This window comes from Lachnoclostridium phytofermentans ISDg (assembly GCF_000018685.1).
In the GTDB taxonomy this organism is placed as follows: Bacteria; Bacillota; Clostridia; order Lachnospirales; family Lachnospiraceae; genus Lachnoclostridium; species Lachnoclostridium phytofermentans.
Genome location: NC_010001.1, coordinates 2,042,567 through 2,068,650, shown reverse-complemented (window position 1 = coordinate 2,068,650; position 26,084 = coordinate 2,042,567). Strand labels below are relative to the sequence as shown.

The 26,084-nt window shown below is 38.9% G+C and carries 26 protein-coding genes; 8 read left to right on the top strand and 18 right to left on the bottom strand.

Annotated features, from left to right (window positions below; genetic code table 11):
• Nucleotides 1-5: 5 nt before the first annotated feature.
• Nucleotides 6-950, top strand: coding sequence for a family 2A encapsulin nanocompartment shell protein (locus CPHY_RS08735; protein WP_012199711.1), 945 nt, complete (start codon nt 6-8; stop codon nt 948-950).
• Complete coding sequence (locus CPHY_RS08730) at nt 940-2,274, top strand: cysteine desulfurase (RefSeq protein ID WP_012199710.1); 1,335 nt, start codon at nt 940-942, stop codon at nt 2,272-2,274. The genes CPHY_RS08735 and CPHY_RS08730 overlap by 11 nt, the downstream gene beginning before the upstream one ends.
• 163 nt (nt 2,275-2,437) lie before the next feature.
• Here the strand turns inward: CPHY_RS08730 and CPHY_RS08725 are convergent, their stop codons facing one another.
• From CPHY_RS08725 to CPHY_RS08690, 8 genes are all read right to left on the bottom strand, one after another.
• Nucleotides 2,438-3,103, bottom strand: coding sequence for a helix-turn-helix domain-containing protein (locus CPHY_RS08725; RefSeq protein ID WP_012199709.1), 666 nt, complete (start codon nt 3,101-3,103; stop codon nt 2,438-2,440).
• 224 nt (nt 3,104-3,327) lie between these two features.
• Nucleotides 3,328-5,169, bottom strand: coding sequence for an ABC transporter ATP-binding protein (locus CPHY_RS08720; RefSeq protein ID WP_012199708.1), 1,842 nt, complete (start codon nt 5,167-5,169; stop codon nt 3,328-3,330).
• Nucleotides 5,166-6,923, bottom strand: a complete 1,758-nt coding sequence (locus tag CPHY_RS08715) for an ABC transporter ATP-binding protein (protein WP_012199707.1) — start codon at nt 6,921-6,923, stop codon at nt 5,166-5,168. Before CPHY_RS08715 ends, CPHY_RS08720 begins: the two co-directional genes overlap by 4 nt.
• A gap of 130 nt (nt 6,924-7,053) precedes the next feature.
• Nucleotides 7,054-8,124: a sensor histidine kinase gene (locus CPHY_RS08710; RefSeq protein ID WP_012199706.1), complete on the bottom strand. Its 1,071-nt coding sequence runs from the start codon at nt 8,122-8,124 to the stop codon at nt 7,054-7,056.
• On the bottom strand, nt 8,121-8,795 hold the full coding sequence (locus CPHY_RS08705; RefSeq protein ID WP_012199705.1) for a response regulator transcription factor: 675 nt from the start codon (nt 8,793-8,795) through the stop codon (nt 8,121-8,123). Before CPHY_RS08705 ends, CPHY_RS08710 begins: the two co-directional genes overlap by 4 nt.
• Before the next feature lie 324 nt (nt 8,796-9,119).
• A complete protein-coding gene (locus tag CPHY_RS08700; RefSeq protein ID WP_041703388.1) occupies nt 9,120-9,887 on the bottom strand; it encodes a hypothetical protein in 768 nt (255 codons plus the stop codon).
• Entirely contained in the window at nt 9,880-11,313 is a 1,434-nt protein-coding gene (locus CPHY_RS08695) for a sensor histidine kinase (RefSeq protein WP_012199703.1), read from the bottom strand. Before CPHY_RS08695 ends, CPHY_RS08700 begins: the two co-directional genes overlap by 8 nt.
• Entirely contained in the window at nt 11,310-11,969 is a 660-nt protein-coding gene (locus CPHY_RS08690) for a response regulator transcription factor (protein WP_012199702.1), read from the bottom strand. The genes CPHY_RS08695 and CPHY_RS08690 overlap by 4 nt, the downstream gene beginning before the upstream one ends.
• A gap of 602 nt (nt 11,970-12,571) precedes the next feature.
• Here CPHY_RS08690 and CPHY_RS22635 point away from each other — a divergent pair.
• The 5 genes from CPHY_RS22635 (at nt 12,572) to CPHY_RS08670 (ending at nt 16,564) form a co-directional block, all read left to right on the top strand.
• Nucleotides 12,572-12,721: a CD1871A family CXXC motif-containing protein gene (locus CPHY_RS22635; protein WP_085953442.1), complete on the top strand. Its 150-nt coding sequence runs from the start codon at nt 12,572-12,574 to the stop codon at nt 12,719-12,721.
• Complete coding sequence (locus tag CPHY_RS08685) at nt 12,714-13,556, top strand: 4Fe-4S binding protein (protein WP_242657976.1); 843 nt, start codon at nt 12,714-12,716, stop codon at nt 13,554-13,556. Before CPHY_RS22635 ends, CPHY_RS08685 begins: the two co-directional genes overlap by 8 nt.
• A 17-nt stretch (nt 13,557-13,573) precedes the next feature.
• Nucleotides 13,574-14,608, top strand: coding sequence for a TlpA family protein disulfide reductase (locus tag CPHY_RS20755; RefSeq protein WP_012199700.1), 1,035 nt, complete (start codon nt 13,574-13,576; stop codon nt 14,606-14,608).
• Nucleotides 14,609-14,892: 284 nt separating this feature from the next.
• A complete protein-coding gene (locus tag CPHY_RS08675) occupies nt 14,893-15,864 on the top strand; it encodes a GIY-YIG nuclease family protein (RefSeq protein WP_012199699.1) in 972 nt (323 codons plus the stop codon).
• A 196-nt stretch (nt 15,865-16,060) separates the two neighbouring features.
• The gene (locus CPHY_RS08670) at nt 16,061-16,564 is read left to right on the top strand and encodes a cupin domain-containing protein (RefSeq protein WP_012199698.1); all 504 of its coding nucleotides are present in this window, start codon (nt 16,061-16,063) and stop codon (nt 16,562-16,564) included.
• A 196-nt stretch (nt 16,565-16,760) separates the two neighbouring features.
• Here the strand turns inward: CPHY_RS08670 and phoU are convergent, their stop codons facing one another.
• From phoU to CPHY_RS08620, 9 genes are all read right to left on the bottom strand, one after another.
• The gene (gene phoU, locus CPHY_RS08665; protein WP_041703386.1) at nt 16,761-17,423 is read right to left on the bottom strand and encodes a phosphate signaling complex protein PhoU; all 663 of its coding nucleotides are present in this window, start codon (nt 17,421-17,423) and stop codon (nt 16,761-16,763) included.
• A 36-nt stretch (nt 17,424-17,459) separates the two neighbouring features.
• The gene (locus tag CPHY_RS08660; protein WP_012199696.1) at nt 17,460-18,221 is read right to left on the bottom strand and encodes a phosphate ABC transporter ATP-binding protein; all 762 of its coding nucleotides are present in this window, start codon (nt 18,219-18,221) and stop codon (nt 17,460-17,462) included.
• Nucleotides 18,222-18,231: 10 nt separating this feature from the next.
• Nucleotides 18,232-19,068 (bottom strand): phosphate ABC transporter permease PstA, encoded by an 837-nt coding sequence (gene pstA, locus CPHY_RS08655; protein ID WP_012199695.1) that lies wholly within the window; start codon nt 19,066-19,068, stop codon nt 18,232-18,234.
• A gap of 7 nt (nt 19,069-19,075) precedes the next feature.
• Nucleotides 19,076-19,921: a phosphate ABC transporter permease subunit PstC gene (gene pstC / locus CPHY_RS08650; RefSeq protein ID WP_012199694.1), complete on the bottom strand. Its 846-nt coding sequence runs from the start codon at nt 19,919-19,921 to the stop codon at nt 19,076-19,078.
• On the bottom strand, nt 19,918-20,757 hold the full coding sequence (locus CPHY_RS08645) for a phosphate ABC transporter substrate-binding protein (protein WP_012199693.1): 840 nt from the start codon (nt 20,755-20,757) through the stop codon (nt 19,918-19,920). Before CPHY_RS08645 ends, pstC begins: the two co-directional genes overlap by 4 nt.
• Before the next feature lie 143 nt (nt 20,758-20,900).
• The gene (gene pstB, locus CPHY_RS08640; RefSeq protein ID WP_012199692.1) at nt 20,901-21,698 is read right to left on the bottom strand and encodes a phosphate ABC transporter ATP-binding protein PstB; all 798 of its coding nucleotides are present in this window, start codon (nt 21,696-21,698) and stop codon (nt 20,901-20,903) included.
• Between the two features lie 981 nt (nt 21,699-22,679).
• Nucleotides 22,680-23,012 carry a hypothetical protein gene (locus CPHY_RS08630; RefSeq protein ID WP_012199690.1) on the bottom strand — a complete coding sequence of 111 codons (333 nt, stop codon included), beginning with the start codon at nt 23,010-23,012 and terminating at the stop codon, nt 22,680-22,682.
• Nucleotides 23,013-23,539: 527 nt separating this feature from the next.
• On the bottom strand, nt 23,540-23,920 hold the full coding sequence (locus CPHY_RS08625; protein ID WP_012199689.1) for a VOC family protein: 381 nt from the start codon (nt 23,918-23,920) through the stop codon (nt 23,540-23,542).
• A gap of 39 nt (nt 23,921-23,959) precedes the next feature.
• The gene (locus tag CPHY_RS08620; RefSeq protein ID WP_012199688.1) at nt 23,960-24,286 is read right to left on the bottom strand and encodes a cupin domain-containing protein; all 327 of its coding nucleotides are present in this window, start codon (nt 24,284-24,286) and stop codon (nt 23,960-23,962) included.
• A 189-nt stretch (nt 24,287-24,475) separates the two neighbouring features.
• Here CPHY_RS08620 and CPHY_RS08615 point away from each other — a divergent pair, with 189 nt between their 5' ends.
• Nucleotides 24,476-24,820: a winged helix-turn-helix transcriptional regulator gene (locus CPHY_RS08615; protein ID WP_012199687.1), complete on the top strand. Its 345-nt coding sequence runs from the start codon at nt 24,476-24,478 to the stop codon at nt 24,818-24,820.
• Nucleotides 24,821-25,018: 198 nt separating this feature from the next.
• Here the strand turns inward: CPHY_RS08615 and CPHY_RS08610 are convergent, their stop codons facing one another.
• Nucleotides 25,019-26,083 (bottom strand): NADH:flavin oxidoreductase, encoded by a 1,065-nt coding sequence (locus tag CPHY_RS08610; RefSeq protein WP_012199686.1) that lies wholly within the window; start codon nt 26,081-26,083, stop codon nt 25,019-25,021.
• Nucleotide 26,084 lies beyond the last annotated feature (1 nt).

Here is a 26,084-nt window from a genome sequence, read left to right as displayed (position 1 = left end):
ATTATATGGAATATATAAACACAAAAAATGATGCGCTATCTGCTGATACTGCTTATAATCTTGCCGATGTAGCGAAAACTGCCCCTCAGTATGACGCAATAAGTCCAAGATGGTTGACAAGGCTGTTGGAATGGAAATCATTGGATACTGGTATATTCAGGTTAAATAAGGTAAGACAAGGTGAAACGCTTTTGGATGTACTTTGTTCCCAGGATGAAGATGATAATAAAATTCCCGAGAGTTTTATAGATTATGAACCAAATCCCAGAGAATATATATTAAACTCAATTTCAACCATTATCAAAATTGATACAAGAGTTTCGGACCTTTATAGTAAACCCTATGATCAAATCAAGGAACAGTTGCGTTTAGGTATTGAAAGCATGAAAGAAAGACAAGAGAGTTCGCTGATTAACCATAAGAAATATGGCTTAATTAATAATATTGCCCCTTCCCAACGCATTCAAACGTTAAAGGGCTATCCAACACCTGACGATATGGATGAGCTGATTGCAAAAGTGTGGAAAGAGCCTTCTTTTTTTCTGGCCCATCCAACAGCTATTGCCGCTTTTAGCCGCGAATGCACACGCAGAGGTGTTCCTCCTGTTACTGTTAATCTGTACAACTCACATTTTATAACATGGAGAGGGATACCAATTTTCCCAACTGATAAACTTCTGGTTGACGGGCTTAGAAAACCTGAAATGAAATCAGGTAAAACCAATATACTGCTTATCCGTACCGGCGAGCAAAAACAGGGTGTCATAGGACTTCATCAAGGAGGGCTCCCGGGAGAGGAATCCAGGGGACTATCGGTTAGATTCATGGGAATTGATAATTTAGGCATCGGGACCTATCTACTTAAGATTTATTGTTCGGCTGCTGTTTTAACAGATGACGCCATTGCCGTACTGGAAGATGTGGAGATAGGTAATTATTATGAGTATTGAACTTATGCAAACGTATTGTTCATGGAGTGAATATGAAAATGCAATTATTGATGTCTTAAGTGTTTATAAGTCTGAAGGTCATGAATCACCAATACATGCATCTACATTTGATGTGGACGCGCTGCGAAACGATTTTCCGATCCTCTCAACAAAGGTTCATGGAAAACCCTTGATTTGGCTTGATAATGCCGCAACAACCCAAAAACCTAAGCCTGTTATAGATCGCCTTTCCTATTTCTATGAACACGAAAATTCAAATATCCACAGAGGCGCACACACCCTTGCTGCTACGGCTACAGATGCTTATGAAGCGGCGAGAAACAAAATTAAACATTTTATAAACGCTTCTTCTTACGAAGAAATTATTTTTGTACGAGGTGCTACGGAAGGTATTAATCTGGTAGCAGCATCTTATGGGAGACATAACCTAAATAAGGATGACGAGATTCTCGTTTCCTGTCTCGAACATCATGCTAATATTGTACCCTGGCAAATGCTTTGCGCGGAAACAGGCGCTGTACTACGTATTATACCTGTCGATGATACCGGACAGATAGATATGCAGTCATATAAGAAGCTGTTGTCACCCAAAGTAAAAATTGTGGCCGCTTCCTATGTATCCAATTCTCTTGGCACAATAACGCCCATTAAGGACATTGTTGCTATGGCACATCAATATGGAGCAAAAGTTTTGGTCGACGCTGCTCAGGCAGTACCTCATTTTAAAGTGGATGTTAATGATTTAGACTGTGATTTTCTTGTCTTTTCAGGTCATAAGCTATTTGGACCCACAGGCATCGGCATATTATATGGTAAAAAGGATACGTTAAATGAAATGTCGCCCTATCAAGGCGGCGGAAATATGATTGACAATGTAACATTCGAAAAAACTACTTATCAACTGACACCCCAAAGATTTGAAGCGGGTACAGGCGATATAGCAGGCGCTGTGGGACTAGGTGCTGCCGTGGATTATCTGCAGCATATAGGAATGGATCATATTGCTAAATATGAGCATAGTCTTTTGTCGTATACTTCTGATGCCTTACGTAATATTCCCGGACTGTCTGTCATAGGAACAGCCTCAGAAAAAGCTGGAGTCATCTCTTTTACACTAAACGGTATTGCCACAGAATCCATCGGACAGATGTTGGATAAAGAAGGGATTGCAGTCCGTACAGGCCATCATTGTTCTTTACCAATTTTAAGAAGATTTGGCGTAGAAAGCACAGCCAGAATTTCATTAGCTTTTTATAATACCTACAGAGAGATCGATGTACTGATAGATACTCTATGGAAACTAATAACAAAGACGTATACTTAAATATAGTATTTTGGTCTGCCGATTGGCCTTCCGGTTTTGGAAGAATACTTTTCCCAATTCATCACCGGAATGGCCGCAATCCCTTCCTTGGCGGACAAGTAAGCCAAAGCATAAGACAACTTTTGTATTAAATATTTAGCTTATTGCTTTAACAGGACGTGCTTCAATATACCCTCTGTATCCCATTGGTGCAAGCTGAAATCTTGGTGCATCTTCTGGTGCCCTTAAGATGCCTTGGAAGCCACATTCCAATTGGCTCATACATCGCTTCTTTTACACTTGAAAGAACTGCCCACACATCACAACCTACCTCCTCACAGTATTCAAAATAGTCGATTGCATTTTTTCCTCTCTTTAGCAAAACCTTTCGTGAAGGACGCTCAATCACCTGAACAAATATAGATTTAGTAATATTTGCTTCACTCATCATTTTTCCTCCTTTATGAAATGCTCGGTAGGTATCGAAAACTTTCTGAGGCATAAACAATTTTATTGGCGGTGTGTATTGACTATATTTGCTTGGTGTCATACCAAATTGCTTTGAGAAAGCTCTCGTAAATCCCTCGTGAGAATCAAACACAAAATCCATCGCTACATCTATTATTTTTTCATTACTATCACGTTGTATTAATGCCGCTTTAGTAAGTCTTAATGCACGAATGTACTCAAATGGTGCCTTACCGGTAACTTCTTTGAACAGTCTTGCAGCATGCCATGGTGAATATCCTGCTGCAACAGCTAATTCTTTTATTGTGATTTTTCTTAAAATATTTACATCAATATATTCTTGCATGCGTTGTACCGACATAATAGTTTCAGTCTCATCCATTTTCTCACCTCCCAATGACATAAGTATATCTCATAAGGAATTCTATTTCTTGACCTTGATTGCTAATAGGAAAGAGTATTTTCATCTTTAAAACACTACATAATCCTATTATTCTCCTCCAGTATATACCAAAAAATATAAAACTACAAAGAAAATACATATTACAACAGCAAAATGCACTCATTAACTTAAATGAGTGCATCATATAATTATTTATTATTTTATTACGCCGCATCGAATTGACTATTATATAGGTCTGCATAGAATCCGCCTTGTTTCATTAATTCGTTATGGTTTCCGCTCTCTATGATATCACCATCTTTCATAACAAGAATCAAATCCGCATTTTTAATAGTTGATAGCCTATGAGCAATAATAAATGAAGTACGTCCTTTCATTAACTCATCCATAGCATTTTGAATGATTAACTCAGTACGAGTATCTACAGAACTTGTAGCTTCATCAAGAATTAACATTGGTCGGTCTGCAATCATGGCTCTCGCTATTGTAAGCTGCTGTTTTTGTCCTGCCGATAGACTCAATTGATCATTTAACATCGTATCATATCCATGTGGAAGCGTACGTATAAAATGATGCAAGCCAACTGCTTTACATGCCTCTTCTAACGTTTGCTCAGAAACATTTTCTGTACTATATACTAGATTTTCACGGACCGTTCCTTCAAAAATCCACGTATCTTGAAGTACCATGCAAAATTGTTCATGAACATCTTCACGTCGTAACTGATGAACAGGAATATTATCAATCTTAATAGTTCCACTTTGTATTTCATGGAAACGCATTAAAAGATTTACAATGGTAGTTTTCCCTGCTCCAGTTGGGCCAACAATTGCAACTTTTTGACCTGGCTTGGTGGAAACCGAGAAATCATTAATGATTGCTTTATCAGAACCTTCATAGCCAAAATTTACATGTTCAAAATCAACCTTACCTTGCACATTTTCAAGCTTTCTTGTCTTTGCCAACTCATCTTCCATTTCTTCCGCTTCAAGGAATTCAAACACACGTTCTCCTGCTGCTGCAGCCGATTGCAAAGACTGGGCAGCTTGTGCAAGCTGACTTAATGGTTGTGTAAAATATCTTACATATAATATAAAAGCCACGATTACTCCAAAGGAAATCGTGTTATTCATTACAAGAACGGCACCAACTACACAAACTGCGACATAACCGAAGTTACCAATAAACGACATCAGAGGCATCATTAACCCTGATAAACATTGAGACATAAAATTACTTTCTCGAAGTTCATTATTTAAATAAACAAATTTCTCTCGTGCTTTGGCTTCACCATTATAAGCTTTTACAATGGTATGCCCATCATAAATTTCTTCAATATGTCCATTGATTTCACCTAGATGCTGTTGCTGACGTACAAAGTATTTTTGTGATTTTCCCATGATAAGCATCATCAATACAAATCCAATACAAGTTGCAACAATCGCTGTAATTGTCATAAATACATTTGTCTTTAACATCATAATCAAAGATCCAACTAATAAAGTAATAGCAGAAACTAATGTCCCCACACTTTGATTTAGAGATTGCCCAATGGTATCTACGTCATTCGTCACACGAGAAAGTACATCTCCTGTTGTTGTCTTATTATAAAACCACATCGGCAAACGATTAATCTTAGCAGAAATATCTCCACGTAACTGTTTCGATACATTTTGTGTAATCGTAGCCATCACCACACCTTGTATTAATGACAGCAGAAAACTAAGTCCATAAAATATTACCAATGTCCAACCAATTCTAGCAACACCATCTAAATCGATTCCAGTAACAATTCCCTTTGTAATCAAATCAGTAAGTTCTGATAATTTGTCAGGACCAATTAACGTTAATACAGTACCCATCACTACGCAACTTAACGCAATTACCATAACTGCCCAATATTTTTTACAATACTTAAGTAACTTTACCCATGTTGTTTTAAAGTCTTTGGCTTTCTCACCAGCGCCGCCCATACCTGGTCCTGGTGGTCCCATTTGTTTTCTACGATTAGATTGCCCTAATTTATATTCTTCTTTATGGCTCATGCTAACTCCTCCTTCGATAATTGTGAGTACGCAATTTGTTGATAAACTTCACATGTTTTCATTAATTGTTCATGTGTACCAATTCCCACTATTCCCCCTTCATCTAGTACTACAATTTTGTCTGCATCACGAACGGTTCCAATACGTTGTGCTACGACCAGTTTGGTAGCATCTGCGCACTCAAGTTTTAATGCATCACGTAATTTACGGTCTGTCTTATAATCTAGCGCTGAGAAGGAATCATCAAAAATAAATATTTCTGGATGTCTACAAATCGCTCGGGCAATAGATACTCTTTGTTTTTGTCCACCAGATAAGTTGGCACCACCTTGCGCTACAAAGCTATCATAGCTTTCTTCTTTTGCTTCTACAAATTCAGCTGCTTGGGCAGTACTAACTGCCTCTATAATATCAGTAGCAAGATATCCATCCTTCCCATTATCTCCAAAGGCAACATTGGATTTGATAGTTCCTCCAAATAACGTTGCTTTTTGGGATACATACCCGATTTTATTACGAAGTGCGTATTGGCTATATTCTTTCACATTAATTCCGTCTACTAAAACTTCCCCTTCTGTTACATCATAAAAACGTGGTATTAAATTCACTACCGTACTTTTACCACATCCAGTGGAACCGATAAATGCTACCGTTTCTCCCTTTTTTGCAGTGAAACTTACATTACGTATTACATAATCCTCGGCATCTGGATACTTAAAACTTACATTTTTGAATTCCACTTCACCTTTGCATCTTGTTTTTGAAGACATAATCTGTCCATCTACAATAGTTGGTTTTGTATCTAATACTTCTAGAATACGTTTTGCAGAAACGGAAGCACGAGGTAACATTATAAAAATCATAATTAGCATCATAAATGCCATAACCACTTGCATTGCATAAGAGGAGAAAACTATCATATCTGAAAATAACGTCATTTTATCCATCATACTAGCTTCTTGAATTAGAATCGCTCCCACCCAATAAATTGCTAAGGATAAACCACTCATTACTAATTGAATACTTGGTAGCATCATAGCCATTACACGGTTAGCAAATAAATTGGATCCAGTTAATTCTGTATTTGCTTTTTCAAATTTACGACCTTGATATTCTTCTGCATTATATGCGCGAACAACCCGAAGACCAGTAAGGTTCTCTCTCGTTACTCGGTTTAGATCATCCGTTAATTTTTGAAGCTTCTTAAACTTAGGCATTGCTAAAATTACACAACAACCAACAACTACTAATAGGACCAATACCGCAAGTGTTGTTGTCAATGTCCATTGCCAACTCTTACCGTTAATTTTCATAATTGCCCATACTGCTAGAATAGGTGCTTTAATCATAGCTTGTAAGCCCATTACAACAAGCATTTGCACTTGTGTAATATCGTTGGTGGACCTTGTAATCAAACTTGATGTGGAAAATCTATTGATTTCTTCCATCGTAAAGGACTGCACCTTATCAAATAGATGACCTCTTAGTCTGGCACCGAAGTTGGAAGCAACTTTTGCGGCTAGTACAGCAACAATGACAGCACCAACAAGACTTCCTAGTGCACATGTTAACATCTTTCCTCCCGCAGTTAAGATTTCAGTCATTGTGCTACCTTCGGTCTGCACCAACATTGTAATTTCACTCATATAATCTGGTAATTTTAGGTCCAACCATACCTGTGCTATAATAAACACAAAGCTGATACCCACAAATAGCCATTCTTTTTTAGTTAAATTTTTAAATAATTTAATCATATGATTCCCCTTTCTGTAAGCATGGATATCATATCACACAAAGCGAAACTGAAACTAAACTCCTCATACATTTTAATTAACACATAAAAAAAAGAGCAACTGTCCCAGAACAATTACTCTAATCTATCTATTATATAACTCTTTTTGGTATCATAACAGAAAATTTCGTTTGCTCCTTCGAGCTATCTACATTAATTTTCCCTTTATGAAGTTCTACAATTCGTTTTGCAATGGATAAACCAATTCCCGTTCCTTCCGAGGCATGAGAGGTATCCCCTTGCCAGAATTTATCATAAATACGCTTAATTTCTTCCTTACTCATCTCTGGCCCATGATTAATGATGGATACCGTAATCAAATCATGTTCTTCTATCAATTCAATCTCAACTTCACTATGAGTTGGTGAATACTTAATGGAATTATCCAAAATGTTAATCCAAACTTGCTTTAATAGTTCTTCACATGCTTCAATATAATACTCATTTAATTCTACAGTAATAGAGATTCCTTTTTGCATCCACTTATTCTCTAACATTAATACACTGTTTCGCAATTGCTCCGAGAGATTAAACCCAGAAATGTCCGTCAGAATACTTTGATACTCAACTTTGGTCAAATTAAGTACATTGGTTGCCATCTCAGAAAGTCTTGTAGATTCCTCCACAATAATACTTAAATATTCTTTTTGCTTATCTTTCGCAATCGTATCCCTTTGTAATAACTTAGCAAACCCACAGATTGACACAATTGGTGTTTTAAATTCATGAGAAAAATTATTGACAAAATCAGAGCGAAGCATCTCTGTATTTTCTAGTTCTTCTGCAAGTGTATTGAAACTATTGGATACGTCCATGGCAATCGATACATGTCCTAAATCTATTCGTGTTTGATACTTTCCATTGGCTAATTGATTCATGCCATGAATGATTGTATTAATTGGCTTTAAGGGTATACGGCTAATAATAATAGCAACTACAGTCCCGATTAATATACTAGCCGATGCAAACCAGATAGTTGGGATCCAAATATTGGGTGCATTAAGGCTTTCTATAATTTGCAGTTTATTTAATAATACCACAAGAGAGCCTACAATCACCATAGTAATCCCCAATATCACAAAAACCAAAATAGCAAATACTAACGTTAATATCACTGGTGGAGGATTTTTCGGCCCCTCATGTTTCCTTATAAACTTTCTCATACTAACTTCACCGCCTTATATCCTAGCCCCCGCACTGAATCAATTTGAAATTCTGGCCAACCCTCAAATCGCCTACGTAACCGGCCAACATGTACAGTTACAGTTTCCCAACCCGAGTCACTCTCTGTCCCCCAGATTTCATCCATAAGCTGAATCCTTGTAAATATCTTACCAGGATAAGATAATAATTTAAATAGAAGCTGAAACTCCTTTTGTGGGAGTACTTGTGTTTCTCCCTCTCGTGTTACCGATAAAGAGTCTTCATCAAGTACTACATTTCCAATCATTATTTTTCGTTCACTTGTAATCTTAGCACGACGTAACAGTGCTTTAATGCGTAGTACCATTTCCTCTGCATCCACAGGTTTTGTCATAAAATCATCGATTCCTACTTGAAATCCTTTTTTTCGATCAGCAGGAAGTTGCTTCGCCGAAACCATTAATATAGGAAGTTCATTTTGTACGCTGCGCAAAATCTCCGTAAATTCATAGCCATCCATCTTTGGCATCATAATATCTAACACAACCAAATCAATGTGAGTAGTATCTAAAATATCCAAAGCTTCCACTCCATTGGAAGCTGTAAATACAATATACTGTTCTTCTTCTAACACTGCTTTCATAAATCTTCTCGTATTTTTGTCATCGTCTACAACAAGAATATGAATCATGCTTCATCACCTCAATTTAATTATAACTCATTTTCATAAACTCATTCTAAACAAATTGATACTTGTATTGCTATATTTTGCTTCTCGATGTTCTAAGAATGAAGGATAAAAAATCATTTAGCTTTCGACCAAGTATCCGCCTTAATTATAGCACGACCAGTTTTCCCATTAGCTCCAGTTATAAATTAACAAGTCAAACATCACTGGCCCTTATACCTCAAAGGAACAAATATATTTTTATATAAAAACCTCCCTGTTAAAATTTACGCTTCAAATCATAACAGGGAGATGTCTCGCAGTTGTCCGAGAGCTGTGTCCAGGTTGTCAACTAACGTTTTGATTCAGAGAAAAATTCAGCAATTCATAGTGACCGGATTCACCCGTCTTTTTATACACAATTATTCCAATATGATTATTTTCATAACTTTTGGTCGCATAGTCGCTATTGCTATTTAATGATCCGCTGTCGGAAAGTCCGAGATAGGCTTCATATTCTTCAAGCAAATCCAATATGTTAGTACTGTTAAAATCAAGCGTCTGAGTAATCAAGCGGATTTCTGCCCACCAAATTTGGCCCGTGTACGCGTTCAGTGTCAGCAGTATCGATACTCCACGATTGCTCACACTAACCGACCAGAAGCTGTACGCCGGGTTCGAGGCGGGTAAACCCTCCGGGGGGACTACTATGGGAGCCTGTACATCGAATAAAAACGCATTTGTCTGCGTGAAATCACTCTCGAGGAGCTCTTTCGGTAAAACGCCGCTTTCACAAAAATGCGACAACCCGGAATTTGCCGCCTTGATCGCCTCTTCCATCGTTAGCTGGCCATCATACGGATCATGATAATGCTGTGTCTGGCTTGATTGCCAAACTTTGAGAATATTCGCAATTTCCTGAGTGCTCAGAGTAACCTTTGCTGGTTCGGCACCTAATTCAGCTTCCGGAGGTTCCATCACGCTGACGGTATGCACAGTATTCATCAGGCCCAAATGTTGCCGATTCAACAGCTCATTTGTTAAAATCCAGCACCCGAACACAATAAGCATCGAGAAAACGGCAGCAACCGCTGTAAGTATATGTCGCTTAAGCACCCAATCCACCACCTTCCAACGGTAAAGGAAGAGAAACCGTCGTTCCCTTTCCCTGCACACTTTCAAACTCCAACCGGCTGCCGTGTATTTGAGCTATTTTTGAAGCAAGCGAAAGGCCGAGGCCTGCACCGTGCTGTTTTCTGGATCGGGACTTGTCCACCATATAAAATGCCTCTGTGATGCGGTCCAGCTCGTCTGCCGGAATACCGCGCCCGTTATCCGAAATGCCGATGCGATAGCTGTTCGCCGTAATTTCCCCAGTCAAGCTAATTTCCGCGCTTCCCGCTTTGACCGCGTTGTCTACGAGATTGAGCAGAAGCGTTTTGAAAAGGTCATAGTCGACTCTGATATAGGCTTTCACCGTTTCCAACTTGAATTTTATATTTTCGTTTAATAACAACGGCCTCAGCGTATCCGCAATATTCTGCAGGAGCTCATCCGCCGGAAGTTCCTCAAGGATAAAATCCTGCCGGTTTAAAACGATCAGATCCATCAGCTTGAGCGAGAGTGCCTCGAGGCGGAGGCCTTCGTCCATAATGTGTGCCGCCGCTTTTCTGGTATCCTCTCGAGACAATGGATTCTGATAGATCATATCTGCATAACCTATGACCGATGTCAAAGGCGTTTTCAGTTCATGGGCAAAATTGGAGACAAAATCCTCTTTCTGCTTTGCAGCATTTGAAAGCTCTGCGATTCTATCCTCAATTGTTTCCGCCATCGTATTGAACCTCCTTGAAAGTTCTCCCATTTCATCATTAGAAAAAACCTTAAGCCGTTCACTGTAATTACCGTGGGCGACCCTGGCTGCAGCCGCCGACATCTTTTGGATTGGACCGGTCAGCAAAGCGGAAAAGATCATAACCAGAATAATGCCAAAGCCTATCGTTACGAAATAAATCGTACCGTAATTCCGGACCATTTCTTCCTTTTGGTCGATAACGGCCTGAATATCGGTTGCGGTCAAGAGATAAACCGTCTGGCCGCTCTGCGTGATCTTACCGAGCACTAAAACATAGGTCCTGTCCCCAATTTGCTCTATTTTATTGACGATTTTTTGATTTAAGTCGTAGTCGGATATATTGAAATCCGGATTAGAGGGAAAGGTCGAATATATGGACATCTTATCTTCACCAAAAACAGAAATGTAATTCCCGCCGCTTGATAAGCCGGGCAAATTCTGACCTGCGAGCTTTGAAAAGCTTGCAGAAATCGGATCAGATAAATTGTTTTTATCGGTTTGATCCCGTCGATTTAGAAGGTCGGCCTGAAGCAGAAACTTGATATACTGATACTGATCCATTGTGCGCTGCGTTTCCTGATCAACCGCATTTTTGTATGACAACGTTATGAGCAGATAACCGGACAGGGACAACGCGATGCTGAGGACGATCATTGCACAGAGAAAGATTTTCGCAAACAGCTTCATTTCAATACCTCAAGCCGATAGCCAATTCGGAATACTGTCTTGATACGATCTTCCCATTCCAACTTTTTCCGCAGACGCTGGATATGTGTATCAAGCGTCCGTGTCTCGCCTGTGAATTCACCTTCCCACACCCGCTCATATAGCCAACTGCGTCGAAGCGCTACATTTTTATTTTGAATTAACTGAATCAGCAATTCAAACTCTTTCACGGTCAGCTCAATTAGTTGGCCGTCTTTTCGTACCTCACGGGAATTTAAATCAATCGTTACGCCATACAGCTCAATTTTTCTTTCGCTTTTTCCAAAACGCCTAATGACTGCCTCCACACGTGCTAGCAGTTCTCCCACCTGAAACGGTTTGGAAATATAATCATCAGCCCCAAGTCTCAACCCCCGGATTCGATCATTGATATCGCTTTTGGCGGTGATAAAAATTACAGGTGTACCCAATGGGTGTATATAATCAAATAATTCATATCCATTGATTTTCGGTAGCATGATGTCCAGTAAAATCAGGTCATAGTTATAATTTTCTATGAGGTTGGCCGCTTCTTCCCCGTCATAGGCACGCGTGCAGCGGTATCCTTCATCGCTCAAATTTAAATAAATTAATTCATTGATTGCCTGCTCGTCTTCTACAATCAAAATATTCAGCAAGTGATCCACCAGCCTTTCTATGCTATAAAGATAATTAATTAAAGAATAACACTAAGTTGTCTCAAAGATGTTAACACGCTTATATAAAACTGATATCTTTTCCTTTTACACCAATACGACAGTTCTATTAATAAGTATAACTCTTTTCTACTGAGCTGTAAATTTTATATTGGCATTATCCCCCAGAAGAACCGACAGCTTTGATACAACTAATCGAACAGTAAAATAACATTTGACTGTTATGCTGAATGTGCGGGCTGGTGTTTTTTGTCGCATAAATCGAGGAGACATCCTTAACCTTACAACAGATTTTGTAAGGTTTTAAGGAGGACATTCACAAGTAGATGACAGGAGAACGACAGTATCCACCAGCCAGAAATAGAGCCTTCTGAGTATGCGGTAAAAAAACCTTCGTAGAAGATAAGGTAGTTTACCTTACGTTCGTTGATAGCTCCTCTTCCAATACTTAGGAAGATTATCGTTGTTAAAAAAGTTCTGCCGTTATTACATCTTTGACACAACTTTTACGCAGCTAAGTAACAACCGCCTGCTAACATCAAAATGTCGGCGATAATATTCTGTTCAAAAAGAAGGAGGGTTCTATGATAATTAAAATGAACATACGATTTACGCGATATTCAATACTTTTTTTAGCTATTTCGCTTCTGGTGATTGGTACTTTGAATTGGGAGTATGAAGCAGTGTTTAATAAAGCAATAAACATATGTCTGGAGTGTATTGGTATTGGTTAAAAAATTTAAACGTACAATAATCCAGTGCTTGTCTGCCGTTTTGATGAACGCAAATGTCGCCGGATTTTGGAAGGGTAAGATTTACACTGGAAAAAGCAAAAACCTCTGCCTGCCGATTCTTAATTGTTATTCCTGTCCCGGAGCTCTTGGGGCCTGCCCTATCGGCTCCCTCCAGGTATCGGCAGGAAGTTCGATTTACGGCATATCCTTTTATGTACTTGGATTTTTAGCTCTTATGGGAATATTGTTTGGAAGGCTTTTGTGTGGATTTCTCTGCCCTTTTGGGTTTATACAGGATCTTTTACACAAAGTCCCCCTTCTTAAACTCAAAATCCCACAAAAACTTGAACGGATCATGCGGTTTGGCAAATATCTAGTGTTAGCCATCCTTGTAGTACTGTTGCCGTTATTGGCAGCAGATTCCTACGGATCCACGGTTCCGTTTTTCTGTAAGTATTTATGTCCCGCAGGTACCTTGGAGGGCGGTATCCCACTAGTTAGCATGAATAAGCCTCTGCAAGCCACCATCGGCTGGTTATTCTCATGGAAAATACTTATTTTAGCGGTTGTAATTCTTTCTTCTATGATGATATTCAGACCGTTTTGCAAATATTTATGTCCGTTGGGCGCTTTTTACTCACTGTTCAATCGTTTTAGCTTTTATCGCTATTACATAGACCGGAACAAATGCACTGACTGCGGGATATGCGGCAAAATCTGCCCTATGAATGTGGAGCCCGTGAAAACGCCAAACCATACGGAATGTATCCGCTGCGGTTTATGTAAGAATAAATGCCCTCAAAATGCAATCCAAGTAGAAAAAACACTCAAATAAATTTTCGGAGGAAAAACATGAAAAAAAATATTATAAGTAAGATTCTTACAGTTCTCTTGTGCACATTCACGCTCACCGTACTCTTAGCTGGCTGCACACAAGGTGAAACTTCAAAAAATGACCAAAGTACGGTGCGTCAGGAAGAAAACTATGATTATACCGATTATAAGGACTATACGGAAGATGGTATGGGAATCACGCTAAAGCTGCCGATCAAATATCTCGACAACCAAACCATCATACCAGGCAAATATGAAGTGATGTTTGGCGATCTTTCTCTATTGGAGAAGGATATTCCCAAGGCTGAAACCGACCCTTCCGACCATTTGGATATATTCTTCATGCCTCAAAAGGGTGAATACTGCCCGTTCAAAGTTCTGGAATATCCTGCGGAAAAGTGGGATGGATGGATGAGTTCCAATAAAAGGGCCGCGGACATCACGAAGTGTGAGACCTCGGAGGAAATCTGCCGGAAAGACGGCACCGTATATATATACGCACAGCCCATAGTTGACACCTCCGCCTTTGATTCCAATATGAAGGCAGATTATGACGAGATCGTCCAAATGCTCCCAGCCATAAAGGCAAGTATAAAACCTGCGACATTTACGGTAGGCGACCTAGGTGCATTTTCTGCAAATGATCTCGACTGCAAAGCTGTTGATAATTCCATTTTTGCGGGGCATAAACTAACAATGATCAATATATGGGCTACCTTCTGCCAGCCATGCATTAAGGAAATGCCTGATCTGCAGAAGATGAGCGAAGACATGCCGGCGGGTACCCAGCTGATTTCCATTGTAGGTGATGTAAAAGATGAAGAGCTTTTAAAACTGGCTAAAAAAATTGCCAAGGACGCAGGTGTCTCTTTTACAAGCATCGTGCCTGACAATTCACTTAAGGAGTACCTTGACAATAATATGATTGCCTATCCGACCACACTGTTTGTTGACTCGGCGGGAAAAATTATAGGAGAGCCCATTATTGGCGAACGGGATATGTCTGTATACAAGGAGGTGCTGAATGACAGATTGACCCAAGTCGGTTCCTGATCCAACAGATAACGCGCTACACGCCGGACGTATAGTATACCTTATTTTATAGTAACAGAAGTGAAGTAACAGGAGAATTTGCTGTACTGTATCGCCTTTTCCTGAAAAATAATCGTCGGAAGGCAACAATTTCATTGAGTAATCCTATATGTTTTCTATTAAAAAGGAAGTGAAATCTAACCAGGGATACCTCTAGATCATAGACTTGCTACTTCTTTTATGCTATGATAAAATACATATTTATTAACAAAGATTACTGATTTTGATTATGTTAAGGTGAAGAAATGGATCATAAATACATTACAAGTGATAAACTAAAGCAGATTCCCAAACTCCCAGGAATTTATAAAATGCTGGATTCCCGAGGTGTTATTATTTATATCGGAAAAAGTAAATGCCTGCAAAAAAGAGTTCAATCCTATTTTGTCAAAACACCAAAATGGGACAAGGTAACTCGGATGGTACCGATGGTCAAGGATATTGAGTATGTTGTTACCGATACTCATCTGGAAGCCCGATTATTAGAGTGTTCCTTAATAAAGGAATATAAGCCTCGATTCAATGCCCAGATGAAAAATGACCTGAACTACTTTTTTATTAAAGTAGAGGACTATAATAAATATAATTCCCTATCCGTAATGGAAGAAAGAACAGATCATTGCTATGGCCCCTTCAGAAGCAAATTCACCATAAGCGAATTTCTAGTTAAGTTAAAGAATATTTATCCGATTACAAGAAACGGCGACCAGTATGAGTTTGAATATCATATATTTCCCATTGCCATGGAAAAGGATCTATTTAATCAAAATAAGGCAGTACTTTTAGAACTTCTTGCATCAGAAAACAATCTTCTCTTATTAGTTAATACCCTGCAGTCTAAATTAGTGGAAGCCGTTGATTCATATCGGTTCGAAATGGCCTCTATCTACAGGGATATGATATCTTGCTTTAAAATAATTAAAAACGGATTAAACGGCTATAAAAGCTTATCCTCACGGAGCATTCTGCTAAAGCTTCCTATGGATAATGGCTGTTATAAGCTGTTTTATATTCTAAATGGCAGTATTATTCATAGTATGACTACGGACAATGTTACAAAAGATATTAGGAAAGAATTCATCAAGACCAGTAAATTACTAATACCATCCGTACAAAGTATTCAAGAGAATGAGAAAGAATGGATTGATTACCGGGATATTATATATTCAGAAATCTCCGATCTACCTGAGGAATCAGTAGAATTACTAAAGTTATAATATCCTTACTGTCTCTTTCTTAAAGAAATGATGCTAAAGACTATTGTTTCATTGAAATGCCAGTCACTTTTGTGGCTGGCGTTCCGTGTCTTTCATTCACCTATAAAAGGGCACAATAATACCCAAGGAATTTATTATTTCTTGGGTATTTACATTTATATTAATAAAACAAGGAAAAATTAAAAGGAGCATCACTATGTATACATCAGATTATTTTATCAAAAACTTGAACATGATCCCTCATCCGGAAGGTGGTTTTTATAAAGAAGTTTATGCATCGGATGAAAATATAACATCAAAAGAATTAAAAATTGACTTTGAAGGTTCAAGAATGCTTTGGACAAGTATCTATTTTTTACTTAGAGACGGAGAAGTATCTAATTTTCACAGACTAAAATCTGATGAAATGTGGTACTATCATTCAGGTTCTCCGCTAACTATTTATATGATTAGTCCAAATGGAGAACTTTTCACTGAACAGCTTGGGCTAGATATCGAAAACGGTGAAAAGCCCCAAGTATTGGTGCCCAAAGATTATATATTTGGTTCCGCTATGAATAATGAAGGGTATGCATTAGTTGGCTGCATGGTATCGCCTGGATTTGAATTTAGAGACTTTGAGTTATTTAAAAGAAATGAGTTGATAGAAAAATATCCCCAACATCAGCAAATAATTCATAAACTGACTTCCAATCAATAAATGTTAGTTTTGGTAATAAACCCGCAAAATTTCCATCTATTCGTTGTTTCACTGTAGCTACAGGACTTTTGTCTCCACATACCTTTAGTATACAACAAACATGCCGCCAAGACCCAGTGGTTCCTTGGCGGCATATTTTTAACTAATGACCAGACTCTTATAACATATATAAAGGAAATAAATTAGAGGCATGCCTCTAATTTATTTCCTTTAACTCACCTGTAATCATGTATATTGTTCTTTCACATATATTTGTAGAATGATCGGCGATTCTCTCAAGATACCGTCCTAAGAACAGAAGTTTAGTACCTTGTTTTAAAAGCCCTTTAATTTCTGTGATGTTGTTAAGGATATCATTTATAACTGTTTCATAGAGACTATCAACCTCTTCGTCCCTCTTAGCTGCCTTTTCTGCAAGGGCAATATCCTCATTTACAAAGGCATCAAGACTCATTTTTATCATTTCCTGAGAAATATCTGCCATCCTTATGATGTCTACAAGAGGCCTAGTAATGGGTTCATCGCCTATTTCAAGTATAACCTCTGCAATGTTTACTGCGTTATCTCCCATTCTTTCAAGATCTGTTAGAATTTTCAGAACCGATGCAATTGTCCTTAAATCCTTGGCGAGAGGCTGCTGAAGGGCGATAAGCATTATACATTCCTTTTCAATTTCAAGTTCTAATTGATCTATCTCGTCATCTTTCTCAATAACTTTCTTTGCAAGATCAAGATTTTGTTCCTTAAAAGAAGTAACTGCCATGTCAATAATGTTCTCAACCAAGGCTCCCATTCTTAAAACATCATGTTTAACGTCAAGTATCTTCTGTGCAAAATGTTCTCTTACCAAAATATTCATCTCCTTTTACAAAAAACTTAAAGAATATACGGAATTTTAACCAAATCTTCCGGTAAGGTAATCGTTAGTTCGCTTATCCTTAGGGAATGAAAAAACATCTTCGGTAGCGCCTTGTTCTATTAGATCCCCCATTAGCATGAATGCAACTCGGTCAGCGATACGCCCAGCCTGCTGAACGGTATGTGGAGCAATGATAATGGTGAATTGCTCCTTAAGCTGTATTAAGGATTCCTCAATTTTGGCTGTTGATATCGGGTCAAGAGCCGAACATGGTCGGTCTAACAAAATAACCTCTGGCTCAAGAGCCAAAACCCTAGCAATACACAACCTCTGTTGCTGACCACCAGATAACCTAGCTGCTGGAGTATTCAGCCTATCTTTTACATCATCCCAGAGGGCAGACATACGCAGAACTTTTTCTACCTCATCTTCTATAGCCGCCTTGCTTTTCATTCCGCCCATACGAGGCCCCAATGCGACATTGTCAAAGATGGACATAGGCAGAGGTGTTGGTACATCAAAGACCATCCCTACCCTGCGGCGCAGTTCAGTCAAATTAATGTCCGGGGCAAAGATGTTTTTCCCATCCAAAAGTATTTCACCCTCCTGACGGGCTCCCGGAGTCAAATCACACAAACGGTTCAATGTGCGAAGCAGTGTTGTTATACCACTGTTGGCTGGACCAAAAACAGCCAAAATTTCATTTTTAGGTATCTCTAGGTTAAGTTCTTTAATAACCTGTTTTTTATCATAATAGAAATTTAACCCTTTTATATCTATTTTTGATTTCTGTATCATTTTTCACCTCTTAACGGCCTTTAGCTATGAATCTATTGACCAGCATATTGAAACCAACATTAAGAATAAGAATAAGAATAATCAAGAGCGCTGCTGTTCCATAAGCGTTATCCATGGATATTCCCTCTCTCGCTAGTATATAAAAATGTACTGCCATCGTTCGAGTTGGTGCGAAGAGTGAAGTAGGCATACGAAGTGCTGAGCCGGCTGTTAAAATAACAGCAGCTGTCTCGGCTACACATCTTCCTATACTCAAAATTACTCCATTCACTATACCAGGGAGTGCTGATGGGAGTACCGCCCTGGTTATTGCCTGCCACTTAGTGGCTCCCAAAGAGAAGCCTACCTCGCGGTATAGCTGTGGCACAGTACGAATCGCCTCTTCTGATGTACGTATGATAGTAGGCAGAATCATGATAGCCATGGTTAATCCGCCTGACAAAATTGACCATCCCATTTTTAAGTATATTACAAAGAAGATAAAACCAAAAAGTCCATATACAATGGATGGTATCCCTGCAAGGGACTCGGCACTGAAACGGATAATGCGGGTGACTCTGCCCTCACGTGTGTACTCCGTAAGGTATATAGCTGTCCCAATTCCAAATGGTGTTGCGACAATAATAGCTACTGCAGTCACAAGTAAAGTTCCAACGATGGAAGAGGAAATACCCCCACTACGACCCATATCTCGCGGAATCTCCGTTAAAAACTGCCAGCTAATCATAGGTATACCTTTTACTAGTATATAGACAACTATGGACATAAGAATCACGATGACAAAAAGAGCAGCTGTCCATATTATAAATTTTGCTATCTTTTGGGAAGTTTTCGTATTAATTCTCATAGTAACCTCACCTCTTTCGTGTAATGTATTGGGCAGTAGCATTCAAAATCATGATAATAACAAACAATACAATACCTGTGGCAAAAAGCGCCTGTTGATGTTCGCCAGATGCATATCCCATCTCAATACCGATATTCGTGGTCAGTGTCCTGACAGGATCAAGAACTGATTGTGGAAGTGCGACAGCATTACCCAGAACCATAATAACCGCCATAGTCTCACCAATTGCCCTGCCTAAACCTAAGATTATAGCAGCGACGATTCCCGACTTTGCCGCAGGTAACAGCAAGGAACGTATCGTTTGCCAATGTGTCAACCCTAATGCAAGGGCCCCATCTTTATAATGGCGAGGCAGTGCAAGCAGAGATACTTCGGTGATGCTGATGATCGTTGGCAAGATCATAATACCCAAAATAATGGAACCGGCCAATATGCTTAAGCCCGGTCCTCCCAGGTATTTACGTATCATTGGAACAACGAACAATACTCCCCAGAACCCATAAACCACGGAAGGTATGGCAGCCAGTAACTGGATGGCGGGTCTGAATATGTTTCTAAGTGTTGCAGGAGCAAACTCAGCCAGAAAAATACTGCAACAAATGGCAATCGGAACTCCTATGATTGCTGCTCCTAAAGTAACCGATACAGATCCCACTATCATCGGGAAAATGCCATAGTAACCCTGGCTAGGAGCCCATTTCATTCCAAAAACAAAATTTATTATACCAACCTTAGCAATAATAGGTACACCTTTTATAAATATAAACACAGTGATGAGCGCCAACACTGATAAAGCTGAAAGAGCAATTAGAAGAAACACACGCTCAGATAATTTTTCTTTAAAACTTTTCATTTCTCCGCCCCCTCTGCCGATGGAATAAGTCCCTCATTACTCAGTAATTTTTGCCCCTCCGAAGAAAGGGTAAAATCTATAAAACTTTTAGTTAACCCCGTAGGCTCACCGTTAGTGACAAACAAAAACGGCCTAGACAGGCTGTAGCTGCCATTTATTATGTTTTCTCGTGTCGCTTCGATGCCATCTAAATGTAAAGCTTTCACTTTATCATTAACCAGACCCAAAGAGATAAAGCCTATAGCATTGGGGTCATCCGCAACCAATTGTCGTACCGCCCCATTGGAGTCCTGGACTATAGCTTTCGGGGTTATCTCTTTTTCACCCATCAATAGCTCCGTAAAAGCACTTCTTGTACCTGATCCTTCTTCACGCGCTATAATATTGATCTTTGCCTTCACGCCTCCCAATTGACTCCAGTCGGTAATTGTGGCTGCGTAAATATCGCGAATCTGTTCTGAAGTAAGGTCTTGTATCGGATTCTTAGGGTTCACTATTAATACCAATCCGTCCTTGGCTATTTCTACATTCCACAGATTTTTCTCCTCCTCTTTCAATGCACGGGAGGACATTCCAATATCAGCACTGTGTGTCTGGGCTGCCGTAATGCCGGCTGAAGATCCTCCACCCTGGATATCAATCTCAGCACCAGGATTTAAAGCCATGTACTCTTCAGCTAGAACCTCAGCATAGGGTTGTACAGAAGTTGAGCCAGCACCAATCGTTCCTGAACCAGATGATCGGCTGCAGGCAGACAACATCCCCATAGAAAGGGTCAATGTCACTACGCTTATAATTCGTCTTAATAATTTGCTTATTACAATCGTTTGCCTCATATCTCTCACAAAAATCAAACATCAAAATCATCAACCATGATAAAACTTAATGCTTGATTTCCTCCATTTCTCTAAATATATAAAAGAATCACAAGTTTTATGATGTACTTATCATCCTTTTCAATTTCACCTTTTAAAATTTTTTAACCGAACCGACCTGTAATATAATCCTCGGTACGTTTATCCTTTGGATTAGCAAAAATTTCTGCTGTTGGAGCGTATTCAACCAATGTCCCCGCCCTATCATGATCCATCATCATAAACGCAGTCATATCAGACACTCTTGCTGCTTGTTCCATACTATGAGTTACAATTAGAATCGTATATTTTTTAGCCAGCTCCTCCATTAACCCCTCAACTTGCATTGTAGATTCTGGATCAAGAGCACTACATGACTCGTCCATTAATAAAACCTCAGGCTCTACAGCCAATGCACGGGCAATACATAGACGCTGCTGCTGGCCTGGAGAAAGAACAAAAGCAGATTCTTTAAGCTTGTCCTTAACTTCGTCCCATAAAGCCACCTGGTTCAAATTCCTCTCCACAATCTCATCAAGACGAGCCCTTTGTTTTATTCCATGATGCCTTGGACCAAAAGCCATATTATCATACACAGACATCGGAAAGGGATTAGGTTTTTGAAAAACCATACCAACTCTTTTTTTCAGTGTAACAACATCCATATTCTTATCATAGATAGAAACACCATCAAGCATAATTTTCCCCTCTACCCTAACTCCAGGTATCGGGTCATTCATACGATTAAATAGACGCAGAAGAGATGATTTACCGCATCCCGACGGTCCAATTATGGCTGTAATAGCACATTCCTGAATATCCATAGTAACACTCCTCAGAGCCTGGAAATTGCCATAAAAAAGGTTTACCGCATCTGTTTTTATCTTGGCTCTTTGCCCAGACTTTAACATTAGATCATCCATTCGTCACCCTCGCTAATCGACTCCTTATCAAAACTTTAATAAGAAGCTCTATCTTTTATTATAATTTAAATTGCTATCTTCATTCTCATAACAAATAATAATTATATAATAATTAAAGATAATTAAAGTATTATCTATGTTAATTATATGTAAAATGTTTGTAAAATATTTTTTGAATAACTAATATATCCATGTATATTTATATATTCAATTCCTTAATAGCATAATTTTATATATTCACATAAGTAATTAGGGACACACCGGCATAGCCAGTGGTTTTATTGTACCTTGATACAGTAAAATCTTTTACCTCCAGACCGAAGTAAAAGAACTCCGAAGCATCCTTGAAATAAACCGAATATCTCCTAGAGTCCGATGTCATCTATAAAAGTCAAAAAATAGGGCTAAAAAATGCACTTTTTCAGCCCTATTTTTTCTCTCTTTTACGTTGGTTTTTTAAGTATAACTGCTAAGATAATCAGCTAAAAAGAACGCCGATACCAAAATAGTTGCCCTTTAATGACGGATACTGCTCTACAAACTCTACGTGATTCATGCCTGATTCCAACTGTTTTAGGCTGTTCCATAATAATGTCGATTCAGGGCAAGTATCGGAGCAAACATCGTGGTGTACAATAATCTTTTAAAATTGCCTAACCAACATATGGTCTTTGAGTGCACCTGCAATTTTATGATCGCCGTCAACTAAAGAAATGTCCGGCTTGTACTCCGTAATCATTCGCTTGAACTCATCGGACGTTGAGGAACCTTTGAAATATACGATTTCAAGACCGTCATCCTTTGCTATGTTTGAATATCGCTCTATAAAAGGAGTTTCCTCTATTAAGTCGACGGCGATGGCGCGCTTAAACCCCGGATTCATGCGTCGCAGCACTTCACAGATCACAATAAATGTGCCGCCCCAACGGCTTCCTATCTCAAGATAGGACGAGCAGTTCCGCACATTTTTGAGTAGCCAAATCAGATACTCCGCGAATTGTTTCGGATTCTGCAGATATATAGACCAGTTCCAAAATAAGGTGCAAGCTCTGGTGACAACTCGCCCAAACTCTCATTGTTTAGTCCGATCCTTTCAAGAACGAATTGTTCCATATACGCTTTGTCATAAAGCAAAGCGTCCGGAATGGCGCAGAAATGCTTTACGAACTCATCAACATTATTTGCAATTTTAGAAAAATATGTTCGCACTTGTTGCTCTGTATCTTCCGAAAATCCTGTTTCAGAAAGGTTGCTAAAATCTAATTCTGTGTTCACTGATTTTTGCGTTACTACTTTCCTTTCGTTAGTATCCATGAAATGTACCCCCACTGTGATTATAATAGCAGCATATAGGTAACACTGCATATCAATTGTATCATCATCGCATCGTGATATCCACTATATCAAATCCGTGTTCAAGAGTTTATCCAAACTGACAGACAGTTTTCGTGAACGAATATAGCTGGCAAGTGTCAATCCGCTTGCCAACTTAAACATTCGCTGTAAGTGTACTGAAGATATAGACAGTGAAGCCGCAAGTTCGTCCGCATTAAGAGGTCGGTCGATTTGTTCTTCGATGATCCCCAGAAGCTTCCTTTATAAAAAGTAAATCTTCATAATATTTCGCCTCATTTTACATATTCATAATACTGTATCCCAATATATCCCATAGGCCTAATGTTCGTGTAGTTTCGTTTTAGCGCAATCTGTTCATTCTGTCAAGTAGTTTATGGTTCTTTCTGTAGTTTGCTCGGACTTATAATGACCTGATACCTGCCGGAGCCTTAAGGCTCCTTGAAAGGCGCAACAATCGACTTTTTAGCAAAATGCTCTACATTCTTTTATCCTCGGAACTCAATTAATTCACCGTCAGGACCTTGAAAAACAACTCTTTTCCAGCCTGTTTCATGAAGTAATCTGGGCTCAGGAATATGTGGCTCAGTTACGACAGGGATCCCTGCATTTTTAAGCTTTTGATAATCTGAATCAAAATCGCCACTTATAAGACAGAAATGATACCCCCTATTCTCCTTTTCATTTGACCAATGTTCAAACTCTAACACGGTATCGCCCAGCTGAAGATAAACAACCTTTTCAAGGTTCGGTACCCCGGGAACATCGTGTTCAAAATATTTTTTAAATCCAAAATATTTTTCATAAAAGTCAATCGATTTTTGTCTGTCTTTTACAGAAAATGCAACGTGGTCTATTCGTTTAAACATATATCAATCCCTCCTGTACTCAATTTTTATTAATATGGTTTAATCCTTTTTGGAAATGTCAATTTTAATCTGCAACACAACCCAATTGTTAGAACTTGTATTATTGAATCCATGTGTCTCACCATTAGGTGAAAAAATTATATCGTTTTCTTTCACAAGCATTTCTTCATTGTTTAGTGTAATTGAACCCTCACCAGAAATTACATAAAAAACTTCATCAATATCAGAATGCTTATGATCAGGTGTTGTTTGTCCTGGGGCATAAAGTAAAAGTCCTGTATCCAACTGGCCTTCTTTGAAAATCGGCTTACGCGCACTTTTTTCAGTTGCAAAATCAAGAATATCTCCAATATTAATTTTTTTCATTATTTATTCTCCTCGTATTTGAAATAGTATTCAGCTATCATTAACGATTTAAATCTAAACCAACTGATTTAAAAGGTACTGCTGTAAAGTTACTATATTATCGATACAAACTTTTTGCAAGAAGGCACTATTTTGTGCTATACTAACCAAATAGTAAGTATAACACAATAATTGACAGGAGTGATAATAATGCCGTGCGATAAATCATGCCCTATTGAGCATACCGTCAACTTGATTGGGCACAAATGGAAGGTGCTTATTCTAAGAAATCTATTCAATAACGGTACACAAAGGTTTAGTGAACTCACTAAAGGAATCAACGGAATAAGCCAAAAGATGCTGACTCAACAGCTTCGGCAGTTAGAAACCGATGGGATAATTTATAGAAAAGTTTATCCAGAAGTACCACCAAAGGTCGAATATTCTCTTACGGTGCTTGGAGAATCTTTAAAACCGATTTTGGATAAAATGAATATATGGGGAATAGAACCTCTAAAACAAAGTAATCTGAATCAACAAAATAATGGGAAGTAGTTGCTGCCTCCCTTCAGGTTCTACCTCGCTGCGGGCACTATATTCAGTTGCTTAATAGCCTTGTCTTCATCGAAACAAAGGGAATGTCGGTGTAAGTATAACACCGACATTCCCTTTGTTTTGTCCTATATATGTTCCATAGCTTTTTCTATATTCTTTTGCTTCATTAAAAATATTGTACACCAAAATAGCTTGAACTCATCTATGTAGATTGTACTGATGTTTCAGTCTACCAGGACATTTCGTTGGATCAACACGCCACATACAGGTTTTACAATAAAGGCAAGTTCCAACATCCCGTCCTTCTTTTGCATCATTAGCCCAGTTGTAATTCACCAATGTACCACGCCCTATATCAACCATATCAACCTTGGTCTGTTCTAAAATTTTATCTGCCAGTTCCGGACTATTGATGCCGTTAACCGCGAATACTGGAATAGAAACCGCTTCTTTAATTTTTTGTGCGGCATAAATGATATCCTTAAAAGGATAGTCTTTGGGTACAACCGGTGTGCTTTCTTGCACAAATCCGTAAGAAATATCAAGAAAATCAACTCCACTTTCTTCAAATATACGGGCGTATGCGATTGCATCCTCCAATGTAGGCTCAAACCCACCAAGCCGCATTCCAATGATAAAATCCGATGGGGTTTGCTTACGAATTTCACGGATGATTTCTAGCGCGAAAAGCTCCGGCTTCTGTCCGTACCTATCATCACGACGATTGACTCTCCGGTTCAAAAACTGCGAAATGAGATAACTATGACATGCATGGATCTCAACCCCGTCGTATCCAGCCAGATACGCACGCCTTACTGCCATAATAAAATCCTGTTGTATTGCATGCAACTCTTCAATAGTTAATTCACGGCCTTTTTTGAGCTGTCCTTTTATCATACATTCATAATCACTTGGACAAACTACGTTCTCTGCAATGCCTGCAACACCTGCATGATGTATTTCAACCAGAATCGGTGTTTTATGGCGGTGCACCGCATCTGTTATCTTTTTGAGTCCCTCGACTTGTACATCTTCCCAAATACCAAGCTGTGTATCAGCTAATCGTCCATTTTTATTGACGCAAGTTCCTTCCTGGATAATAAGCCCGGCACCACCTTTAGCAATGGCTTCATAATGATCGATATGTTTCTGCGTCACATGACCTGTGTCATCGGACCACGTGTAAACCACCATTGGTGGAACAGCAATTCTGTTTTTTACCGTGATGTTTTTTATCTCTACTGGTGTAAAAAGTTGATTCATG

Coding starts and splice junctions, on each gene's coding strand:
- CPHY_RS08645 (WP_012199693.1), bottom strand. CDS start 20,757: ATGAGGCAAACGATTGTAATAAGCAAATTATTAAGACGAATTATAAGC.
- CPHY_RS08675 (WP_012199699.1), top strand. CDS start 14,893: ATGGATCATAAATACATTACAAGTGATAAACTAAAGCAGATTCCCAAA.
- CPHY_RS08715 (WP_012199707.1), bottom strand. CDS start 6,923: ATGATTAAATTATTTAAAAATTTAACTAAAAAAGAATGGCTATTTGTG.
- pstB (WP_012199692.1), bottom strand. CDS start 21,698: ATGGATGATCTAATGTTAAAGTCTGGGCAAAGAGCCAAGATAAAAACA.
- CPHY_RS08735 (WP_012199711.1), top strand. CDS start 6: ATGGAATATATAAACACAAAAAATGATGCGCTATCTGCTGATACTGCT.
- CPHY_RS08695 (WP_012199703.1), bottom strand. CDS start 11,313: ATGAAGCTGTTTGCGAAAATCTTTCTCTGTGCAATGATCGTCCTCAGC.
- pstC (WP_012199694.1), bottom strand. CDS start 19,921: ATGAAAAGTTTTAAAGAAAAATTATCTGAGCGTGTGTTTCTTCTAATT.
- CPHY_RS08705 (WP_012199705.1), bottom strand. CDS start 8,795: ATGATTCATATTCTTGTTGTAGACGATGACAAAAATACGAGAAGATTT.
- CPHY_RS08660 (WP_012199696.1), bottom strand. CDS start 18,221: ATGATACAGAAATCAAAAATAGATATAAAAGGGTTAAATTTCTATTAT.
- CPHY_RS08625 (WP_012199689.1), bottom strand. CDS start 23,920: ATGTTTAAACGAATAGACCACGTTGCATTTTCTGTAAAAGACAGACAA.
- CPHY_RS22635 (WP_085953442.1), top strand. CDS start 12,572: ATGATAATTAAAATGAACATACGATTTACGCGATATTCAATACTTTTT.
- CPHY_RS08670 (WP_012199698.1), top strand. CDS start 16,061: ATGTATACATCAGATTATTTTATCAAAAACTTGAACATGATCCCTCAT.
- pstA (WP_012199695.1), bottom strand. CDS start 19,068: ATGAGAATTAATACGAAAACTTCCCAAAAGATAGCAAAATTTATAATA.
- phoU (WP_041703386.1), bottom strand. CDS start 17,423: ATGAATATTTTGGTAAGAGAACATTTTGCACAGAAGATACTTGACGTT.
- CPHY_RS08720 (WP_012199708.1), bottom strand. CDS start 5,169: ATGAGCCATAAAGAAGAATATAAATTAGGGCAATCTAATCGTAGAAAA.
- CPHY_RS08630 (WP_012199690.1), bottom strand. CDS start 23,012: ATGGATACTAACGAAAGGAAAGTAGTAACGCAAAAATCAGTGAACACA.
- CPHY_RS20755 (WP_012199700.1), top strand. CDS start 13,574: ATGAAAAAAAATATTATAAGTAAGATTCTTACAGTTCTCTTGTGCACA.
- CPHY_RS08615 (WP_012199687.1), top strand. CDS start 24,476: ATGCCGTGCGATAAATCATGCCCTATTGAGCATACCGTCAACTTGATT.
- CPHY_RS08620 (WP_012199688.1), bottom strand. CDS start 24,286: ATGAAAAAAATTAATATTGGAGATATTCTTGATTTTGCAACTGAAAAA.
- CPHY_RS08725 (WP_012199709.1), bottom strand. CDS start 3,103: ATGGATGAGACTGAAACTATTATGTCGGTACAACGCATGCAAGAATAT.
- CPHY_RS08610 (WP_012199686.1), bottom strand. CDS start 26,083: ATGAATCAACTTTTTACACCAGTAGAGATAAAAAACATCACGGTAAAA.
- CPHY_RS08710 (WP_012199706.1), bottom strand. CDS start 8,124: ATGAGAAAGTTTATAAGGAAACATGAGGGGCCGAAAAATCCTCCACCA.
- CPHY_RS08730 (WP_012199710.1), top strand. CDS start 940: ATGAGTATTGAACTTATGCAAACGTATTGTTCATGGAGTGAATATGAA.